Here is a 19,542-nt window from a genome sequence, read left to right as displayed (position 1 = left end):
ATGCTTTTCAATATGGAGCCTAATAATTAATGACGATTTCTCACTAATTGATAGCGACGGGTAAGATATTCAACAGGAGCGCTCCAAATATGCACAAGGCGGCAGAATGGAAACACCAAAAATAGCGTCATGCCCAACACCAAATGCAATTTGAATACCAGTGCAACACCGTCAAGATAATGCGATGCACCCCATTGGAATGTCACGACAGATTGTGCCCATCCCACTAATTTCAACATTTCACTACCATCCATGTGCTGAGCAGAGAATGGAATAGTGAGTAACCCCAAACAGACCTGTACCACCAGCAAAGTTAAGATCATAATATCGCCGAATGATGATGTGGCTCTGATACGAGGGTTAGTCAAGCGGCGTTTAAGTAACATCGCACCACCAATCAATACCATCAGCCCACAAGTACCGCCGCCAATCATCGCCATTAGCTGCTTAATATGCATTGGTAAAAAGGACTCATACATCCAGTGTGGGGTTAACATTCCCAAGAAATGCCCTACAAATACACCAATAATACCGATATGAAACAGGTTCGATGCTAAGCGCATATTCTTTTTATCGAGCATTTGACTTGAGCCAGCCCGCCAACTGTATTGGCCATAGTCATAACGCAACCAACTACCAACAATGAAAACGGTTCCTGCAATATAAGGGTAAATATCAAAGAAGAACTGGTTGATAAAATTCATTTTTGGACTCCCGAATGATAAACCGTATCAAGGTTCAAATATTGAGGAACAACCGCATTGGCAAAGCGTTGTTGATGAGCAGTCACTTCGCTGTCACAGGTTTTTTCATCCGCAAAAAACTTCACTTGCTCCTCTTCCCAAACCGCATCTAACGCCTGTGGAGTATCGTCCCGCGCTTCTGCGGCAACTTGCTCACTCAGGTGGTTGGTTTCAAGCGCACTATTTGAAATTTCCAGTAATAGCTCAAATAACACATCAAAGCGACTTTCACGCTGTATTAACCGCTCGCCAAGTAATGCCAAAATAGGCGCGATATCATTTAAACCTTCACGACTTTGTTCCAGTGGAAGTGCCGTTAAATATTCTAAATAAATGGGTAAATGATCTGGCAATTCACGACAATCAATCTGCAATCCTTGTTGTTGATATTGCGCCATTAAGTCGACCATAGCCTGCCCTCTATCACGCGACTCACCATGGACATGTTCAAACAACAGTAATGATGTCGCTCGCCCCCTATCGAACAGCTCGCAGTACTGTGCTTGCATCTCTAGAAGGTCTTCATTTAAATACTCACGCACAAACATCATAAGCTGAACCGCGCTAGTCACGGGTAGCTCATCCGCTTGTTCTAAGGCAACAATCAGTTCATCACGATGTTGCCAAAGTGCCTCGGATGGATATTCCAGCAGGCGGGAAATCACTTTCAATGACATCATAATGTCTTCTCCTGTGATGTTTTTGGCGTCACATCGAGCGCATCAATACGACGGCTATTGAATAGATTTGCCTTTGTATCGCTGCCATGACAACCGTCACCAAAACTAAAACCACAGGCTTTCGCTTCAGGAAATGCCTCACGGGCTAATTCACGATGACTTGATGGAATAACAAAGCGGTCTTCATAATTCGCGATTGCCAAGTAACGATACATTTCTTGCGCTTGCGCCTCAGTCAAACCAACTTGCTCTAATGCACTGGTATCACACTGGTTTTCAACGGTTTCAGCTCGTTTATAATGACGCATGGCTAACATTCGTTTTAAGGCCAATAGCACAGGCTCAACATCCCCCGCAGTTAATAAATTAGCGAGGTATTGCACCGGAATACGCAAGCTTTCAACATCCGGTAAAACCCCTTTATTGGCTAACATGCCTGAATCCGCAACCGACTGGATAGGTGACAGTGGCGGAACATACCAAACCATTGGCAAAGTGCGGTATTCAGGATGTAATGGCAGCGCTAATTTCCACTCCATCGCCATTTTATAAACTGGTGATTTCTGCGCTGCATCAATCACACTCAGTGGAATGCCTTGTTTTTGAGCTTCTTCGATAACCTGTGGATCATGTGGGTCAAGGAACACATCGAGCTGACTTTGGTATAGATCAGTTTCCTTTTCCACACTTGCCACTGACTCAATTTTGTCTGCGTCATACAGCAGCACGCCGAGATAACGAATGCGTCCAACACAAGTTTCAGAACATACCGTTGGCATTCCTGACTCAATACGTGGATAACAGAAAATACATTTCTCTGATTTACCGCTTTTCCAGTTAAAATAGATTTTTTTATACGGGCAGCCGGTTAAGCACATGCGCCAGCCACGACATTTGTCTTGATCAATAAGCACAATACCGTCTTCAGAACGTTTATATATCGCCCCACTTGGGCACGTTGCCACACAGGCTGGGTTTAAACAGTGCTCACAAAGACGCGGCAAATACATCATGAATGTATTTTCAAATTGCCCGTACATCTCTTTTTGGATATTCGCAAAGTTAGTGTCCTGAGCACGTTTAACAAACTCGCCGCCCAAATCATCTTCCCAGTTTGGCCCCATGTTCACATTGGTCATGCGCTGACCTGTGATCAGTGAACGCGGACGAGCTGTAGGCACATGCTTGCCTTCTTTAGCATTTTTGAGATGACTGTAGTCATAATCAAAAGGCTCATAATAATCATCTAATGCAGGCACATCTGGGTTAGCAAAAATTTTCGATAACAGCCCCACTTTGTTACCCATACGTGGGACTAATTTACCTTTAATATTACGGATCCAGCCGCCTTTCCATTTTTCCTGATCTTCCCAATTATGGGGATACCCAATACCCGGTTTAGTTTCGACGTTATTAAACCATGCGTATTCAACCCCTTCGCGACTGGTCCACACGTTTTTACAGGTCACGGAGCAGGTATGGCAACCAATGCATTTATCAAGATTCAGGACCATGCCAACTTGAGAACGAATTTTCATTATGCTTTCTCCTTACCACTCAGTGTTTGCTGATAGCCATCTTGTTCGCCATCGAGCCAATCCACCTGCTTCATTTTGCGAACCACCACAAATTCATCGCGATTCGATCCCACGGTACCGTAATAATTGAAGCTATAAGCCAAGTGCGCATAGCCGCCAATCATATGAGTTGGTTTAGGACACACTCGTGTAACCGAGTTATGGATCCCACCGCGCTGTAAGGTAATTTCAGAACCTGGCAAATTGATCAAACGTTCTTGTGCGTGATACATCATGATCATGCCATCAGGGATACGTTGGCTGACGATCGCTTTTGCCGTTAACGCACCGTTACTGTTAAAGGCTTCAATCCAATCGTTATCTTCAACGCCTAACTGACGCGCATCCTCTTCACTCAGCCACACCACAGGACCACCACGTCCAAGAGTTAACATCAATAAGTTATCGCTATACGTTGAGTGAATACCCCATTTCTGATGAGGAGTTAAAAAATTCAATGCTTTTTCAGGGAAGCCATTTGGTTTTTTACCCATTAATGGCTGCGCCGCACGCGTATCAATTGGTGGGCGATAGACCACCAAACTTTCCCCAAAGGCTCTCATCCATTCATGATCTTGATATAACTGCTGACGACCACTCAATGTGCGCCATGGGATCATTTCATGCACGTTGGTATAACAGGCGTTATAAGAAACATGTTCATCTTCTAGACCTGACCATGTTGGGCTAGAGATAATTTTGCGCGGCTGCGCGACAATATCGCGGAAACGAATTTTTTCATCTTCTTTATTGCGCGCAAGATGGGTATGGTCACGTCCGGTTATTTTACTGAGCGCATCCCAAGCTTTAACTGCCACTTGCCCGTTAGTTTCGGGGGCTAAAGTCAAAATAACTTCTGCGGCATCAATCGCAGTTTCAATTTTTGGTCGGCCTTCATTCGCGCCGCTAGGTTGAGTTTTATTCAGTTTTTTCAGGAAGTCGATTTCATCCTGCGTATTCCAATTAATCCCTTTGCCACCATTTCCTAACTTGTCCATTAAAGGGCCAAGCGAGGTGAAACGTGCATAAGTGGCCGGATAATCACGTTCAACGGCAATAATATGCGGCGCTGTTTTTCCAGGGATCAATTCACACTGATCTTTTTTCCAATCACGCACATCAAAAGGTTGCGCCATTTCAGCCGCGCTATCGTGTTGAATAGGCAATGTCACCACATCGGTTTCTTTCCCTAAATGGCCTACACTCACCTCAGAAAAGGCTTTCGCGATCCCTTTATAGATTTCCCAGTCACTTTTCGATTCCCAAGCAGGGTCAACAGCAGCAGATAACGGATGAATAAACGGATGCATATCCGAGGTATTCATATCATCTTTTTCATACCATGTAGCAGTTGGTAAAATGACATCAGAAAAAAGGCAAGTGCTCGACATTCTAAAGTCCAATGTCACCACTAAATCCACTTTGCCTTCTGCTGCTTTATCTGCCCATTCAACCTCTTCCGGCTTCACGCCACCTTGTTTCCCAAGGTCAGAGCCTTGAATACCATGGTCAGTGCCTAGCATATATTTCAATAGATATTCATGCCCTTTCCCTGCGGAACCCAACAGGTTAGAGCGCCAAATAAATAAGTTTCGTGGGAAATTTTGAGGGTTATCCGGCTGTTCTGCCGCAAAGCGGATATTGCCTTCTTTCAACTGCTTAACGGTATAGTCAACAGGCGACATCCCTTCACTTTCAGCCTGTTTTGCAATATTGAGTGGATTAACCCCCAATTGCGGTGCAGAAGGTAACCAACCCATGCGCTCTGCACGCACATTCATATCAACCAAACTACCCGTAAAGGCTTTTTTATCCGCTAACGGTGACAATAGCTCTTCCGTACTGACGGTTTCATAACGCCATTGACTTGAATGGTTATAGAAAAATGATGTGCTATTCATATGACGAGGTGGGCGCTGCCAATCAAGTGCAAAAGCCAGTGGTGACCATCCTGTTTGTGGACGCAGTTTTTCTTGTCCCACGTAATGCGACCAACCACCGCCACTTTGCCCAACGCAGCCACAGAAAACTAACATGTTGATAATGGCGCGATAAGTCATATCCATGTGATACCAGTGATTAATACCGGCACCCACGATCACCATCGAACGACCATGGGTTTTCTCGGCGGTATCTGCAAATTCACGAGCGATACGAATAATATTTTGGCGGCTCACTCCTGTGATTTTTTCAGCCCAAGCCGGCGAGTATGCTTTCATTTCGTCGTAATCAACGGCGCAGTTTTCATCACCAAAACCACGGTCAATACCATAGTTCGCCAACATCAAGTCATACACGCTAGTGATTAGTGACTCACTACCGTCAGCCAATTGAATACGTTTCACCGGCAATTTATGCAGTAAAATTTCGTTTAACTCTACATTTTGAAAATGCTCACTTTCCAAACCACCAAAATAAGGGAAACCAACGTCAACCAGTTCATCACGTGTCTGTGCAAGGCTTAATTGCATTTTGATTTCGTGAGCATCTTGTCCTGCTCGCGGTTCTAAATTCCACTTTTGGCTCGCATCCCAACGAAAGCCCATCGACCCTTGAGGGGCACATAAGCTGCCTGTTTCCTCATCAATAGCGACCGTTTTCCATTCAGCATTTTTTTCCTCGCCCAGCGAATCGATTAAATCTGCCGCACGTAGCATGCGCCCAGAGATATAAGTGCCATCCTCGCGTTTATCCAACATCACCAACATCGGCATATCGGTATAAGTACGCACATATTCGCGAAAATATTCTGCTTCACGTTTCACGTGGAACTCATTGAGGATCACGTGGCCCATTGCCATCGCCATCGCGCTGTCAGTCCCTTGTTTTGGGTTCAGCCAATGGTCGCAAAGTTTAGCAATTTCAGCATAATCAGGGGTAACAGCGACCGTTTTGGTGCCTTTATAGCGCACTTCGGTGAAGAAATGTGCATCCGGTGTCCGTGTTTGCGGTACGTTAGAACCCCAAGCAATAATATAAGATGAGTTATACCAATCGGCAGATTCAGGAACATCTGTTTGCTCACCCCATGTCATCGGCGAAGCTGGCGGTAAATCACAATACCAATCATAAAAACTCAGGCACGCGCCACCAATTAATGATAAATAGCGGGCACCGGAAGCATAGGAAACCATCGACATCGCTGGGATAGGAGAGAAACCCACGATACGGTCAGGACCAAACTCTTTAATCGTAGCGACGTTGGCCGCCGCAATCAGTTCATTCACTTCTTGCCAACTTGAGCGCACAAAACCACCGCGACCACGGGCTTGTTTGTAGCTCTGCGCTTTTTGTGGATCGTTGATAATAGAAAGCCATGCTGCAACGGGATCGCCTTGCTCGGCTTTGGCTTCTCGCCACAGTTTTAATAAGCGTTTACGCATCATTGGATATTTCACCCGATTCGCGCTGTATAAATACCATGAATAGCTCGCCCCACGAGGGCAACCTCTAGGTTCATGATCGGGCAAATCAGGGCGGGTACGAGGGTAATCAGTCTGCTGCGTTTCCCATGTCACCAAACCATTTTTGACATAGATTTTCCAACTACATGAACCCGTACAATTAACACCGTGAGTTGATCGCACGACTTTATCATGCTGCCAGCGGCTACGATAACCATCTTCCCAATCACGATTTACATCGAGATCTTGGCCGTGATCGCCTGAAAATGTGTCACCAAGCTGTTTAAAATAACGAAATCTGTCTAGAAACTTACTCATTCGGATTGCCTCCAAAGAGACGGCGATTAACGCCGTACATTGCTTAAAATGGATCTTTATTGATTGTTATTATTTGTGTTTACGTCCGTACACCAGCCACGTGATAAACACACAAGAGATATAGAACACAAAGAAAACTTTCATCGCATCAGCAGGTGAGCCTGTCAGAGTTAGCGAGGTACCAAATGCTTTAGGAATAAAAAAGCCACCAATTGCACCAATCGCGGAGATAAAACCTAACGCCGCTGCACTTTCGGTCACCGCCTCTTTTTGTGCTTCTTGCTCTGTAGCACCTTGAGACATCACTCTGTCGACTGTTAACTTACGAAAAACAACTGCGATCATCTGGAAAGTCGAGCCACTGCCTAGTCCTGCGGTTAAGAACAACACCATAAACACACCATAGAATGCGGCGAATGAACCGCCTTGCCCCTGCTCAGGTAAAGTAAAAAACAGCAACCCAGAGAAAATCGACATCACCACAAAATTCACTACCGTCACTTTGACGCCACCAAAACGGTCAGACAGCATGCCGCCAACAGGACGTGCAAGTGCGCCGAGGAATGGGCCAAAGAATGCGAATTTTAAAATAATGACATCGGGGAATTGTGTTTTGGATAACATCGCAAACCCCGCAGAGAAGCCGATAAAAGAGCCGAATGTGGCTAGATATAAAAAGCTCAATATCCATAAGTGACCACGTTTTAAGACAGGAAGTTGCGCTTTAAGAGAGGCTTTATTTGTGGCTAAGTCATTCATTCCAAACCAAGCCATCACGGTAAACAACAGTAAAAATGGCACCCAGATCCAAGCCGCATTTTCTAGCCACAATACGGAACCATCAGGTTGAACCGTGCCTGTTCCGCCCATAAAGGTGAATACGCCAACACCAACAATAAAGGGAGCGACCAACTGCATCACACTAACGCCTAAATTACCGAGGCCACCATTTAAACCGAGTGCGCCACCTTGGCGTGCTTTAGGAAAGAAAAAGCTAATATTTGCCATGCTTGAGGCGAAATTTGCCCCGGCAAAACCGCACAAAAGAGAGATAATGACGAAAGTTTGATATGACGTAGTCGGATTTTGCACCGCATAACCCAACCAAATACAAGGGATCACTAAAAAAACGGTACTAATAGCTGTCCAACGACGGCCACCAAAAATAGGAATAACAAACGAATATGGCACACGTAATAACGCACCTGAAACAGAAGGAAGTGCCGTTAATAAAAATAACTGGTCGGTCGTAAAATTAAATCCAACTTTATTTAAATTTACCGCGACTGCACTAAATAACATCCATACACAGAAAGCTAATAATAAACTCGGAATTGAAATCCAAAGATTCCGACTCGCTATTTTCTGTCCTGTCTGTTGCCAAAACTGTGTATCTTCAGGACGCCAATCCTGAATAACAGTATTGGATTGCTTTGTTGATAAATTTAAATTATCTCTTTGAGACATAAACCACCCCAATAAATATCATTCTCTGGGGGCAGTTTGTGGCGAATTAGCGACCGTGAAGCTGATCTAAATCAAGAGACTTTCAGTTGGAATTTTAGCTATAACACAGCTCACCCCATAGAGAGGTATTAGGAGTATATGGATTTAATTCATTGAATATTAAATCTAAATAACAATTCAAAATAAGAGTAACCGTTCTTGTTTTTCCATTATTTACTCACTCAGCTATTTAGGGGTAATACCGAAGTAGCATATTTAATTAGACCTAATCCATTAACAATATAGCCGCAAGGATAAATAGAGTGAATGACAAAATTTATTTATCAAAAAATTAACTCGAGTTGTTAAAACAAATAATGCGCTGGAGTCATCATTAATGGAAAATATCAATATCCCCATCGGTCAATCGACTATTTTGCTCATTGACGATCATCCTATGCTCAGAAATGGTATCAAGCAGCTCATCAGCTTAGAACCTACTCTTAAAGTCATTGGTGAAGCAGAAGATGGCGTAATGGGGATTAAAATTGCAGAAGAACACGATCCTGATCTTATCCTACTTGACCTTAATATGCCGGGAATGAATGGTTTCGAAACATTGAGTAATCTAAGAAAACGCGAACTTTCTGGTCGTATTATTTTGTTTACTGTATCAAATTATCGTGATGATTTAGTCAACGCCTTAAAACAAGGCGCTGATGGCTATTTACTCAAAGATATGGAACCTGAAAAATTTCTTATGGCACTTAAAGAAGCCGCCAGTGGAAAGATGGTGATTAGCCCAACACTCGCTTCGGTACTTGCCGAATCTCTCAGAGAGAGCCGTAATCACCATGACAATCATCCTCCCGTATTAACGCCAAGAGAATCTGCAATTCTAGATTTAATCGCACAAGGATTAGCCAATAAGATGATTGCCAATAAATTACAAATAACAGAAAGCACCGTCAAAGTGCACGTAAAACACCTACTCAAAAAATTAAATTTAAAATCACGCGTTGAAGCCGCAATTTGGGTATTGCAGCAAAAATAGTATTTGAGTAACCCTCCCACCATATTATTTCATTCAGTAATGGTGGGTAAAAACACCGTATTTTACGTCAGAGCATCTAGCCAAGGCTGTTGTTTAGGATATCGGCGTCTATAGCCATAAATCGCAACGGAAAGCTGAATTAAATCCGTAAATTTAGTCGGGTCAAGACCCGTTTGTTTTTTTATTTGCTGTAAGCGATAACTTAATGTATTTCGATGAATACCAAGCTGTAATGCGGTGCTACCAACTTCACCATTTTGCAATAAAAATAACTCTAAAGTTTCAATGAGTATTTCACCTGAGTCGTGTAACAAGATTTTTTTACAGATATTCAAGAAAAAATTAAACAAATAACTATTTTCTAATTCATTAAACAAACACAATGAAGCCATCTCTTTAAATAAAAAAACTTGTTTTTCTGGTAATGTCACACGTCCTACATCAATCACCGAGCGGGCAAAATGCACAGCATCCCGTACATGCTCTTCACTATCCGCTTGTACGCCAACACCAATGTAATACTGACTTAATTGGCTATCTAAGATGAAATGCAAACTAGGAATAAACGACTCTTGCTTATATTGCTCTGAGGGAAAAAGCATCAATATTTCACGGCTATTAAGCAGCAAAACATCGCTATTTTCCATTGAAGAAAGCTCAGTAATAATAGAATCTAAAATTTCAGGACGATATTGAATCGCTTCGATGTTAATAATAACGGGGATGGTAGGTAATAAAAATGCAAACCCTGAATTATGTAATTTTAATAATGCGCTTCGCCCTTGAACAGGCGTATCACTCTCAATAAATTGGACAAATAACATATCTCGTAAGCGATGCTGCCAATTAATACTTCTGCGCTCAACTTCTTGTTGTATCAATAATTCTGCGGTAAGAATAGCAAGCTCCGCATAGCGCTGGATTACAACGGGATCGCCACTAACACCTATCACTAGCTCAACATTATCTGCCACAATTATAGGATGATTGATCCCCGGCGCTACATTGGAATAAGCGCGAGCTTCATTTTCGTTATAAATGGTGATCCGCTTACCACAGCGAATGACTTCAACCGCCGCTTCATGTGTCTCACCAATACGCTTTTTCTCACCGGAGGCGATAATAACACCCTGACTATTAATTACATTGACGTTGTGATGGATAATTCCCATAGCACGCGTGACAATATCATTGGCTAATTTGTCCGTCAGTAGCATCTTATCGCCTCATCATTTAATGTTTCACTATCTTATTAGTATCCAACAATACCTTACTTGATAGCGCTTTACCTGATAAGACAGTACGTAATAGATTTTCTGCTGTATCAGATAAATACCGTGCTCCATTAGTCATCGCTTGTTCCAGTGTTATAGGCCCCGGACAAAGTGACCACATCGCAGTAATACCATGTTGATATAACAGGCGACTATCGTCACTGTATCCACCACATAATGCAATAGTGGGCACGCCGTAATGATTTGCCATACGTGCAACCCCCACAGGTGCTTTACCATTTGCACTCTGACTATCTAGCCGCCCTTCTCCGACAATCACTAAATCAGCCTGTTGAATATAGGACTCTGCACCAAGCAAATCTAAGACTAAATCGATCCCTTTTTCGAGTCGAGCGGACACAAACCATTTTAAGCCCGCACCGAGTCCACCAGCCGCACCACTGCCAGCCTCCAACGAAAAATCTTTCCCCGTTGTTTTGAACATCAATGCTGCAAAATGCGTCATACCCGCTTCGAGTTTATCTAACGTCGCTTTATCCGCCCCTTTTTGCGGACCATAAATGTAAGTGGCGCCATTGTCTCCTAACAATGGATTTTCGACATCACAAGAGACGCTAAATTCAACAGAATCTAATCGTGAGTCTAGTTCCTCGATGCTGATTTCCTTAATATTAATCAGATCTTCACCACAAATAGGATGAGTCATTACTTGCTGATCACGACCATAGAATTGAGCGCCCAAAGCTTGTGCAAAACCGACTCCACCATCATTAGTTGCACTTCCTCCTATTCCCATAATAATACGGGTACAACCAAGATTGAGGGCGTGTAAAACCATTTCACCCAAACCATAAGTTGATGCTTTTTCTACTTGGCGATGTTCACTTTTAACTAACTCTAAGCCGCAGCATTGAGCCATTTCAATAAATGCCGTTTTACCGTCTAAAACGAGGAGTCTAGCATCAACTAAACTACCATAAGGCCCAGTACAACTGAATGTATGAGGTATCACTCCAGATAAAATGAAGCTATGTTCTAGAGAATCAAGCAAACCTTCCCCACCGTCTGAAATAGGCAGCAACGTCACATCCAGATCCGTGGTAACACGCTTGAAACCCTCGGCAACAGCCTGGCAAGCTAACTGGGCTGAACAACTTCCTTTAAAGGAATCAAGTGCGATAACAATTTTCATGCAGACTTTCCTATTATAAATGGCAGTGAGATCTCTATTTAGTTTGCTCCGATGCAGATAAATCAGCCTGCTCATGCGTATTCATTCCACCCGTTTTTACGCGAAAGGCAAGCAGAGTCCCGACGACCAATAAACCAACACCAAACCATAAACCTGAGGTGGCAGTTCCAGTATAGTCTTCGAAAAAACCAAGAATAAACGGTCCAAGAAAACCACCAAACAGCCCTAAACAGTTCAATAAAGCTAAACTTCCGGCCAGCATACTTCCGCTCATATAGGTTGGAGGCAAAGAGAAAATAATTGATTGAACAACAAAGAACATCAGTGCGGTTAAACAAAAACCAATCATCCCGACAATCGGACCACCGAGTGCACCGATAGTTAAGCCCACGGCCATGATGGCATAACCTGAAATTAAAATACGCGATGACCGACGAGGTGTATTAGCTCTTCTTGCAATAAAAATACCGCCAATGGCTGCGGAAATCCAAGGAATGGCGGTTAATAAACCAATTTGTATTGGCGTTAATTTTCCATATTCACCAATAATAGTGGGTAAAAAATAACTCAAGCCATAAACCGAGAATTGGTGGGTAAAATAAATAGCCACAATCATCATGAAAGCTTTATTTTTAAACGCAGCTTTTAATGAAAACTTGCTATTATTCACACTAGTCGTATTTTTATCCTGCTCATGCTTATACTTAATATAATTCCTATCTTCATCATCTAACCATTTTGCATCCTCTGGCTTATTCGGTAAGACAAACCACACCACGAATGCTAAAACCACCGCAGGTAAGCCTTCAATAATGAACATCCATTGCCAACCATGGAAACCTAACATGCCATCCATACTCAGCAATAAGCCACTTAATGGCGCACCAATGATGTTAGCAAGACAGACACCGAGTAAAAATAACCCCGTCGCTTTAGCCCGCTCTTCTTGGCTAAACCAGTAAGTCATATACAAAATAACGCCTGGATATAGGCCAGCTTCAGCAGCACCAAGTAATAAACGTAGAATATAAAAAGAGGTAGGGCCGGTTACGAATGCCATCGCGGCAGAGAGTAAACCCCAAGTGATCATGATCCGCGTGATCCAAAAACGCGCACCTACTTTTTCCATGATCAAATTACTTGGGATCTCAAGAATCGAATAAGTCAGGAAGAAAAGCCCTGCACCAATACCAAATGCGGTGGCTGATAATCCTAAATCAATTGACATGGCGGTCTTTGCCATCCCAATATTTGTACGGTCAATAAAGCTAATAATGTAAGCCAATATCAGTAGCGGCATTAAATTACGATATATTTTTGAATTTGTTTTTTTGCCCTGTACTGCATAATCTAACTTTGCATTTGTTGAAAACATAGCTAAGATCCTCATGTTGCAAGTAAAACAGGTATGGCTCTTCTTCATATGTGACCAATACCTGTTGTTATTACGTTAGCAACAGCCCGACGCCCCACGTCGGGCTTTTTGCTTTTCGTATTTTTTATTCTTTTTCAAACAACATTGATATTCCTTGTCCACCACCGATACACATCGTCACTAACCCTGTAGAGACCTGACGGCGTTCCATTTCATACATTAATTTGACCGGTAAAATTGCACCGCTTGCGCCCACAGGATGCCCTAATGCAATGGCACCTCCGTTAACATTCACTCGTGAACTGTCTAATGACAAATCATTCATTACTGCAATCGCTTGTGCGGCAAACGCTTCATTCAGCTCAATTAAATCAATATCGTTCACATTCATATTGAGTTTTTTCATCAAGCGATGAGTTGCAGGCGCAGGCCCAAATCCCATAATGGCAGCATCACAACCGGCAACAGCCCAATCGACAATACGCATTCTTGGCTTCAACCCTCGTTTCTCAGCCTCTTCACGACGCATCATAACAAGCGCGGCTGCACCATCATTAATACCTGACGAATTCGCCGCCGTAATAACACCGTCTTGCTTAAAAGCCGGACGAAGTTTGGCGAATTTTTCTCTTGGTGTATCACGAGGGTGTTCATCTGTATCAAAAATGCGACTACCTTTGCGCCCCTCTTGAACTTCAAGAGGTAGAATTTGTTCCGTAAAATAACCTGCTTGAATTGCTTTTAACGCTTTTTGCTGGCTATCCCATGCAAAATCATCCATCGCTTCTCGTGTAATATTAAATTGTTCGGCGACATTTTCGGCGGTCATACCATTATGATAAGGGCCTTCAGGCCATGTCAGAATAGATGTTAAACCATCTTCAAGCACATCATTACCCATGCGGTAACCGTAACGCGCCTTGCGCAGATAATAAGGCAGCTGTGTCATATTTTCTGTACCACAAGCCACCACCACATTCGATTGCCCGGTTTGCAGTAACATCATGCCATCAGCCAGTGCCTGTAACCCTGAACCACACTGACGATTTACTGAATATGCCGTTGTTTCTTTTGGCAAACCTGCGCGTAATTGGCAAATACGTGCAATGAAACCGCTTTCTGCAATTTGCCCCACATTACCGACAATCACCTCATCAACATCCGCAGGGTCAATACCAGCTCTTTTGACCGCTTCACGGATCACTTCAGCGCCAAGATCATGTTGATGCGTATTCGCAAAACTGCCACCCATCGTACCAATCGCGGTTCTAACACCACTGACAATCACAATATCATTTGCTTGTTTCATAATTTCCTCCTAGAGCACCATTCCGCCGCCAACATTGATCACTTCACCATTGATATACCGCGCTCTTTCAGAAGCCAAAAACGCAACACATTGACCAACATCGCGAGGATCTCCGGCAAAACCTGCTGGAATTTTGCTGATCATGATGTCCCAGACTTTTTCAGGCACACCGCGCGTCATCACCGTATCAATGAATCCTGGGCAAATCGCATTCACAGTCACCCCTTTGCGAGCCAACTCACGGCAAGCCGTTTTGGTCAATCCAATAACACCGGCTTTAGATGCGGCATAGTTAGCTTGCCCGACATTACCAAGCCAACTTGCGGATGAAATATTGACAATACGGCCGCTACCTTGCTCTCTCATCAATTTGGCTGCTTCTTGCATGCAGTTAAATGTGCCTTTTAGATTAATATCGATGACCAAATCCCAATCATCATCGCTGAGCTTGTGTAGCATGCCATCACGGTTAATTCCTGCGTTGTTAACCAATACATCAATTCGCCCAAACTGTACTTGGGTTTGTGCAAACAGCGCATTCACTTGGTCGCGCTTTGAAATATCACAAGGAATGAAAGTGACTGCATAACCTTTTAACTGTAATTCTTTAGCACTTTCGGCACCCGAAGATGTCGCTAAATCAGAAATAACCACTTTAGCGCCTTCCTCGGCCAATACCTCAGCAATAGAAAAACCAATTCCTCTTGCCGAACCTGTTACGATTGCAACTTTATCTTTAACTAACATGGATAAATTCCTCTTTTATATTAAAACTATAAATACGATGCGAGATTGAAGGTGCCTTCTTCAAATAATGAAGAGGACATCACTTTTAAATTTGGGGAAATTTCAGGTACAAAATCCATGTGTGCAAGAATGTCGCGCTCAAGATCAATACCCGGTGCAATTTCAACTAATACGGGTACTTTTTCACCTAATGTGAAAACGGCACGTTCAGTCACGAAATGCATTGTTTGGTTAATCTGCCGAGCAATATCAGCATTCCATGAAATCTGTCTGACATTACTGACGAGTTTTTTGATATCACCTTCACGCAATATAGTGAGTTGCCCATTTTCACAACGAATATCTAAACCTTTTGCGGTAAAGGTAGAGCAGAAAATAACGTGGCGTGCATTTTGGGTAATATCGATAAACCCGCCTGCTCCTGGGCAAATATTACCGAGAAGTGTGGCATTAACATGCCCATAGATGTCCATTTCACCTGCGCCCATATAAGTGACATCAACCCCTGTACCGTTGTAGTACAACATTTGATCTTGATGACTGATCATGGCGGACAAATTACGACCAATACCAAAATCAATTCCACCCGCTTGTACGCCTCCCCAAATACCTGACTCGACGGTAATATCAATACGTTGATTCACGTTCTCTTCTTGAATAATCGCGCCAATCACATCATTTGGAATTCCAGTTCCTAAATTAATTACGCAATTTTCAGTTAAATAGCGACACGCAATGCGACCAATTAATTTTCGAATATCTAAGGGTAATGGTGCCACTTGCTGAGCGGGGGTACGGATATCTCCGCAAAGTGTTGGGTCAAAGAACCAGCTTGATGATTGACGATGATCTTCTTCGGGGTTATCACAGATAACAATATGATCAATAAAACTTGCCGGTACCGTCACACGCTTAGGATGCAATGTCCCGTCTTCAACACAATATTTAACCTGAGCAATCACCTTTGCGCCAAATCGTTTAGCTGCCAGTACTGCATGCAAAACCTCCAACGACATAGCTTCCTCATCTGTCGTCAAATTGCCTTTTGAGTCTGCATGAGTTCCTCGAATAATAACAACATCTAGCGGAATCTCGGGATACCATAACCATGGCTCACCTTTAAAATTGACTTTCTCGACCAAAGGAGGCAATGCCAGTGTCTTAGCATTCATTCTGCCACCTTCAAGATCAGGATCGATAAACGTGCCTAATCCCACCTTAGATAATCGTCCCGGTAGACCCGCAGCCATTGCGCCATACAAATGCACCATTTGCCCTTGAGGCAAACAATAAGCTTCAACTTGATTGTCATTAATCATTTGCATCCACCGAGGGGCTAACCCCCAATGCGAACCAATAATGCGTTTTACCATGCCTTGATGAGCAAAATGTTGATTGCCCCGAATACGATTACATTGCCCTGCAGCATGAACTAAAGTTAATTGTTTAGGCGAACCCTGAGATAAAAACCGCTGCTCAATTGCCGATAAAATAGATTCCGCTGCACTAGTTAATGTCATTCCAACCGTACAAACCGTATCACCGTCATTAATTAATTTAGCGGCATCATATTTAGATATAAATTTATTTTTCATTATAAAACCCCATCCAAAGGCTAATTATTTCATAGCCTTTTAATTGGTATAATTAAGTTAACATTAGTTATTTAAAGTGTAATATTAGTTATTTAAATCGTAATATCTTTTTTTCAAATCTTTTTTACTTATTTTACCATTCCATGTTCGAGGAAAGTCTCGAGTAAACATAATTCTGACCGGTACTTTATAGGTTGGCACTCTATCTTTTAGCCATTCAATAATTTCTTTACTTGTTAAACAAAACTGACTTTCCGGAATAATAAACGCAATCGGCTCTTCACCATAAATTGCACTTTCTATTGGAATAACGGCAACTTCATTAACACCGGGATAATTTGAAATTAAGTCTTCAATTTCTATTGAATATATTTTCTCACCACCACGGTTAATCATATCTTTAATACGGTCTTGTATATAAAGATAACCATCATCATCCACATAACCAATATCACCCGTAAAAAACCAACCCGCTTTAAATGCAGTTTCATTGGCGGGGCTATCAGGCCAATATCGGTTAATAACAACATCCCCTTTAACCCAGATATTGCCAGTGCTATTTGCCGGTTTATCTTCACCGATATCATTGCGGATAGCTATTTTTAGTCCCGGTACTGGTAAACCTGAACTGGCTTTTTTATTTCCTGAACGGATATCATCTAAATATACTGTCGCAGGTGATGATGTTTCAGTTAATCCATAAATAGAATGAATTGATGTTTCTGAAAATATATATGAAAGCTCTTTTATTGTGCCTTCATTTAAATGTCCAGCACCACAAGCAATCATACGTAAAGAATGAAATCGTTCTAAATTAATACTTTTATTTTCTTTTATTTTTTTAATTAACAATATAAATACGGTTGGTGAACCATGTAAAAAAGTAATTTTTTCTTTTGCAATAGTAGAAAAAATATCTTTAGCATTAAATTTTCGATGTAAATAAACCGTTCCACCTATATGAATAAAAAGTGCTAATATGGCTGATAACCCCGTTATATGATAAATAGGAACTGAAAGTATCGTTTTGTCTATTGCAGATAATTTTAATGTTTCTTGATAAGCATATATCGCTGAAAGTATATTTTTATGCGTTATCACTGCACCTTTCGGTGTACCTGTTGTGCCCGAGGTAAAAATAATAACTGCTGGGTCATCTTCATTAACATGATTTGTAAATTCAATTTCATCCGACAATATTAATGATTGCCATTGAGAAAGACTTATTCCCCGAGTATTAAACTGAGATAACCAAGGCTGGCAGCTGTCATCCCAAAAAATTGCATCAGCATTTATGCAAGATAAATGACCTTTCCCTTCAAACTCTTTCATTTTAGTACTGAGTGGAATCACTTGAATACCGAGCCCAACCGCAGCATAAAACAACTGACAAAATTCAATGGTATTCCCCCAACCCAATACGATGCGGTCTCCCTTTTGTAATCGCAATGTTGAACTCAACCAGCGCATTGTTTGATTTACTTTTTTCAATAATTGGTCATAACGCCAACTTTGATCTTCAAAAACAATCGCAATCGCATCTGGCTGCAATTTTGCTCTATTTAATAAGCTTTGATAAATATTTGAATTTGGCTGTAGCACAGGCACTCTCCAACACTGCTGATACCACTCATATGCTTTCAATGTATAAAATGAAGTCGATGAAATAAGTGCCAACGTTCACAAATCATTCACATTGTTTGTTTATTTGAATTAGCTATATGCACAACTCTATTGTTAAAATTTCTTCGATAAAAACGCTTTTTTTTATTTATATTCATTATGACCTAAATTATTTACCTTTAGTTACTCCCTAATAGCCACATTTGACTTTGTTCTGCACTATAGTACTTGTGCGCATTAACAACCCACCACTTAAATATAAGGGGAATGAAAATCAGTGGCTAATTTATCTCCTCTTGCTAAAGTACCAAGAGCGGTATTATTTACCGAATAAGGCGTTTCATCTCACATTTGCAAATTTAAGGGAATCCTCATGGCAGACTCAACATATGTTCCACCCAAAGTGTGGAAGTGGGATCAAAGCAGTGGTGGTAAATTTGCCAATATTAACCGCCCAATTTCTGGCGCTACCCATGAAAAAGCGTTACCCATTGGTAAGCATCCACTCCAACTTTATTCTCTCGGCACACCGAACGGGCAAAAAGTCACTATCATGCTTGAAGAGCTGCTAGCCCTTGGTATTAAAGAAGCAGAGTACGATGCATGGCTAATTAATATTGGTGAAGGAGACCAGTTTGGTTCTGGATTTGTCGATATTAATCCTAATTCAAAAATACCTGCGCTCGTGGATAGAAGTGGAACGAAACCCATCAGCATATTTGAATCTGGCGCGATCCTCACCTACTTAGCTGAGAAATTTTCGGTTCTTTTACCCACCGCACAACCAGAACGAGCCGAAACATTATCATGGCTATTTTGGCAAATGGGTTCAGCTCCATTTGTTGGCGGCGGTTTTGGTCATTTTTATGCTTATGCTCCAGAAAAATACGAATATCCCATCAACCGCTTTGCCATGGAAGCCAAGCGCCAGCTAGATGTCCTAGATCGCCGTTTAGCCACACACAAATATATCGCAGGTGAAAATTATACTATTGCCGATATTGCAATTTGGCCATGGTACGGGGCATTAGTAAAAGGTTGGCTATATAATGCTGCTGAATTTTTATCTGTCCATGAATACAAAAATGTTATTCGCTGGGCTGATGAAGTTTATGCTCGTCCTGCGGTACAACGGGGTCGTAAAGTGAATAACTCTGAGTATATTAGAGAACGTCATGATGCTAGTGATATTGTTTAATTGATTATTTCAATAAAATATCTTGTATAGGCTGGGGTTTAGCCTC

Annotated in this window: 14 protein-coding genes; 2 read left to right on the top strand and 12 right to left on the bottom strand. The window is 42.1% G+C overall.

Going from position 1 to position 19,542, the window contains the following annotated elements; all coding sequences use genetic code 11:
- Positions 1–26: 26 nt before the first annotated feature.
- The 5 genes from narI to ACTH6U_RS03845 all read right to left on the bottom strand — a co-directional run bounded on the left by narI (position 27) and on the right by ACTH6U_RS03845 (position 8,189).
- Positions 27–704, bottom strand: a complete 678-nt coding sequence (narI, locus tag ACTH6U_RS03865) for a respiratory nitrate reductase subunit gamma (RefSeq protein WP_441831616.1) — start codon at positions 702–704, stop codon at positions 27–29.
- Positions 701–1,423 (bottom strand): nitrate reductase molybdenum cofactor assembly chaperone, encoded by a 723-nt coding sequence (gene narJ / locus ACTH6U_RS03860; RefSeq protein WP_441831615.1) that lies wholly within the window; start codon positions 1,421–1,423, stop codon positions 701–703. Before narJ ends, narI begins: the two co-directional genes overlap by 4 nt.
- Positions 1,420–2,961 (bottom strand): nitrate reductase subunit beta, encoded by a 1,542-nt coding sequence (gene narH, locus ACTH6U_RS03855; protein ID WP_441831614.1) that lies wholly within the window; start codon positions 2,959–2,961, stop codon positions 1,420–1,422. The genes narJ and narH overlap by 4 nt, the downstream gene beginning before the upstream one ends.
- Positions 2,961–6,722: a nitrate reductase subunit alpha gene (locus tag ACTH6U_RS03850; protein WP_441831613.1), complete on the bottom strand. Its 3,762-nt coding sequence runs from the start codon at positions 6,720–6,722 to the stop codon at positions 2,961–2,963. The genes narH and ACTH6U_RS03850 overlap by 1 nt, the downstream gene beginning before the upstream one ends.
- A 69-nt stretch (positions 6,723–6,791) precedes the next feature.
- Positions 6,792–8,189 carry a NarK family nitrate/nitrite MFS transporter gene (locus ACTH6U_RS03845; protein WP_441831612.1) on the bottom strand — a complete coding sequence of 466 codons (1,398 nt, stop codon included), beginning with the start codon at positions 8,187–8,189 and terminating at the stop codon, positions 6,792–6,794.
- A 376-nt stretch (positions 8,190–8,565) separates the two neighbouring features.
- Here ACTH6U_RS03845 and narL point away from each other — a divergent pair, with 376 nt between their 5' ends.
- Positions 8,566–9,222 carry a two-component system response regulator NarL gene (gene narL, locus ACTH6U_RS03840; protein WP_294104007.1) on the top strand — a complete coding sequence of 219 codons (657 nt, stop codon included), beginning with the start codon at positions 8,566–8,568 and terminating at the stop codon, positions 9,220–9,222.
- A 62-nt stretch (positions 9,223–9,284) separates the two neighbouring features.
- Here narL and ACTH6U_RS03835 read toward each other — a convergent pair whose 3' ends face one another.
- The 7 genes from ACTH6U_RS03835 to ACTH6U_RS03805 form a co-directional block, all read right to left on the bottom strand.
- Positions 9,285–10,439 (bottom strand): sugar diacid recognition domain-containing protein, encoded by a 1,155-nt coding sequence (locus ACTH6U_RS03835; protein WP_294104009.1) that lies wholly within the window; start codon positions 10,437–10,439, stop codon positions 9,285–9,287.
- 16 nt (positions 10,440–10,455) lie between these two features.
- Positions 10,456–11,649 carry a glycerate kinase gene (locus ACTH6U_RS03830; protein ID WP_294104012.1) on the bottom strand — a complete coding sequence of 398 codons (1,194 nt, stop codon included), beginning with the start codon at positions 11,647–11,649 and terminating at the stop codon, positions 10,456–10,458.
- A gap of 34 nt (positions 11,650–11,683) precedes the next feature.
- Positions 11,684–13,024 (bottom strand): MFS transporter, encoded by a 1,341-nt coding sequence (locus ACTH6U_RS03825; RefSeq protein WP_434719766.1) that lies wholly within the window; start codon positions 13,022–13,024, stop codon positions 11,684–11,686.
- 124 nt (positions 13,025–13,148) lie between these two features.
- Entirely contained in the window at positions 13,149–14,333 is a 1,185-nt protein-coding gene (locus ACTH6U_RS03820; protein ID WP_294104015.1) for a thiolase family protein, read from the bottom strand.
- Between the two features lie 9 nt (positions 14,334–14,342).
- Entirely contained in the window at positions 14,343–15,080 is a 738-nt protein-coding gene (fabG, locus tag ACTH6U_RS03815) for a 3-oxoacyl-ACP reductase FabG (RefSeq protein ID WP_294350859.1), read from the bottom strand.
- 26 nt (positions 15,081–15,106) lie between these two features.
- Entirely contained in the window at positions 15,107–16,675 is a 1,569-nt protein-coding gene (locus ACTH6U_RS03810) for an acyl CoA:acetate/3-ketoacid CoA transferase (protein ID WP_441831611.1), read from the bottom strand.
- An 84-nt stretch (positions 16,676–16,759) separates the two neighbouring features.
- Positions 16,760–18,277: a class I adenylate-forming enzyme family protein gene (locus ACTH6U_RS03805; RefSeq protein ID WP_441831610.1), complete on the bottom strand. Its 1,518-nt coding sequence runs from the start codon at positions 18,275–18,277 to the stop codon at positions 16,760–16,762.
- A 394-nt stretch (positions 18,278–18,671) separates the two neighbouring features.
- Here ACTH6U_RS03805 and yghU point away from each other — a divergent pair, with 394 nt between their 5' ends.
- Positions 18,672–19,496, top strand: a complete 825-nt coding sequence (gene yghU, locus ACTH6U_RS03800) for a glutathione-dependent disulfide-bond oxidoreductase (RefSeq protein WP_294104022.1) — start codon at positions 18,672–18,674, stop codon at positions 19,494–19,496.
- Positions 19,497–19,542 lie beyond the last annotated feature (46 nt).

Origin of the sequence: Providencia sp. (genome assembly GCF_052096715.1) — a bacterium.
Lineage (GTDB): Bacteria > Pseudomonadota > Gammaproteobacteria > Enterobacterales > Enterobacteriaceae > Providencia.
The sequence above is the reverse complement of the archived record's forward strand: the minus strand, read 5'-3'. Positions and strand labels throughout refer to the sequence as shown.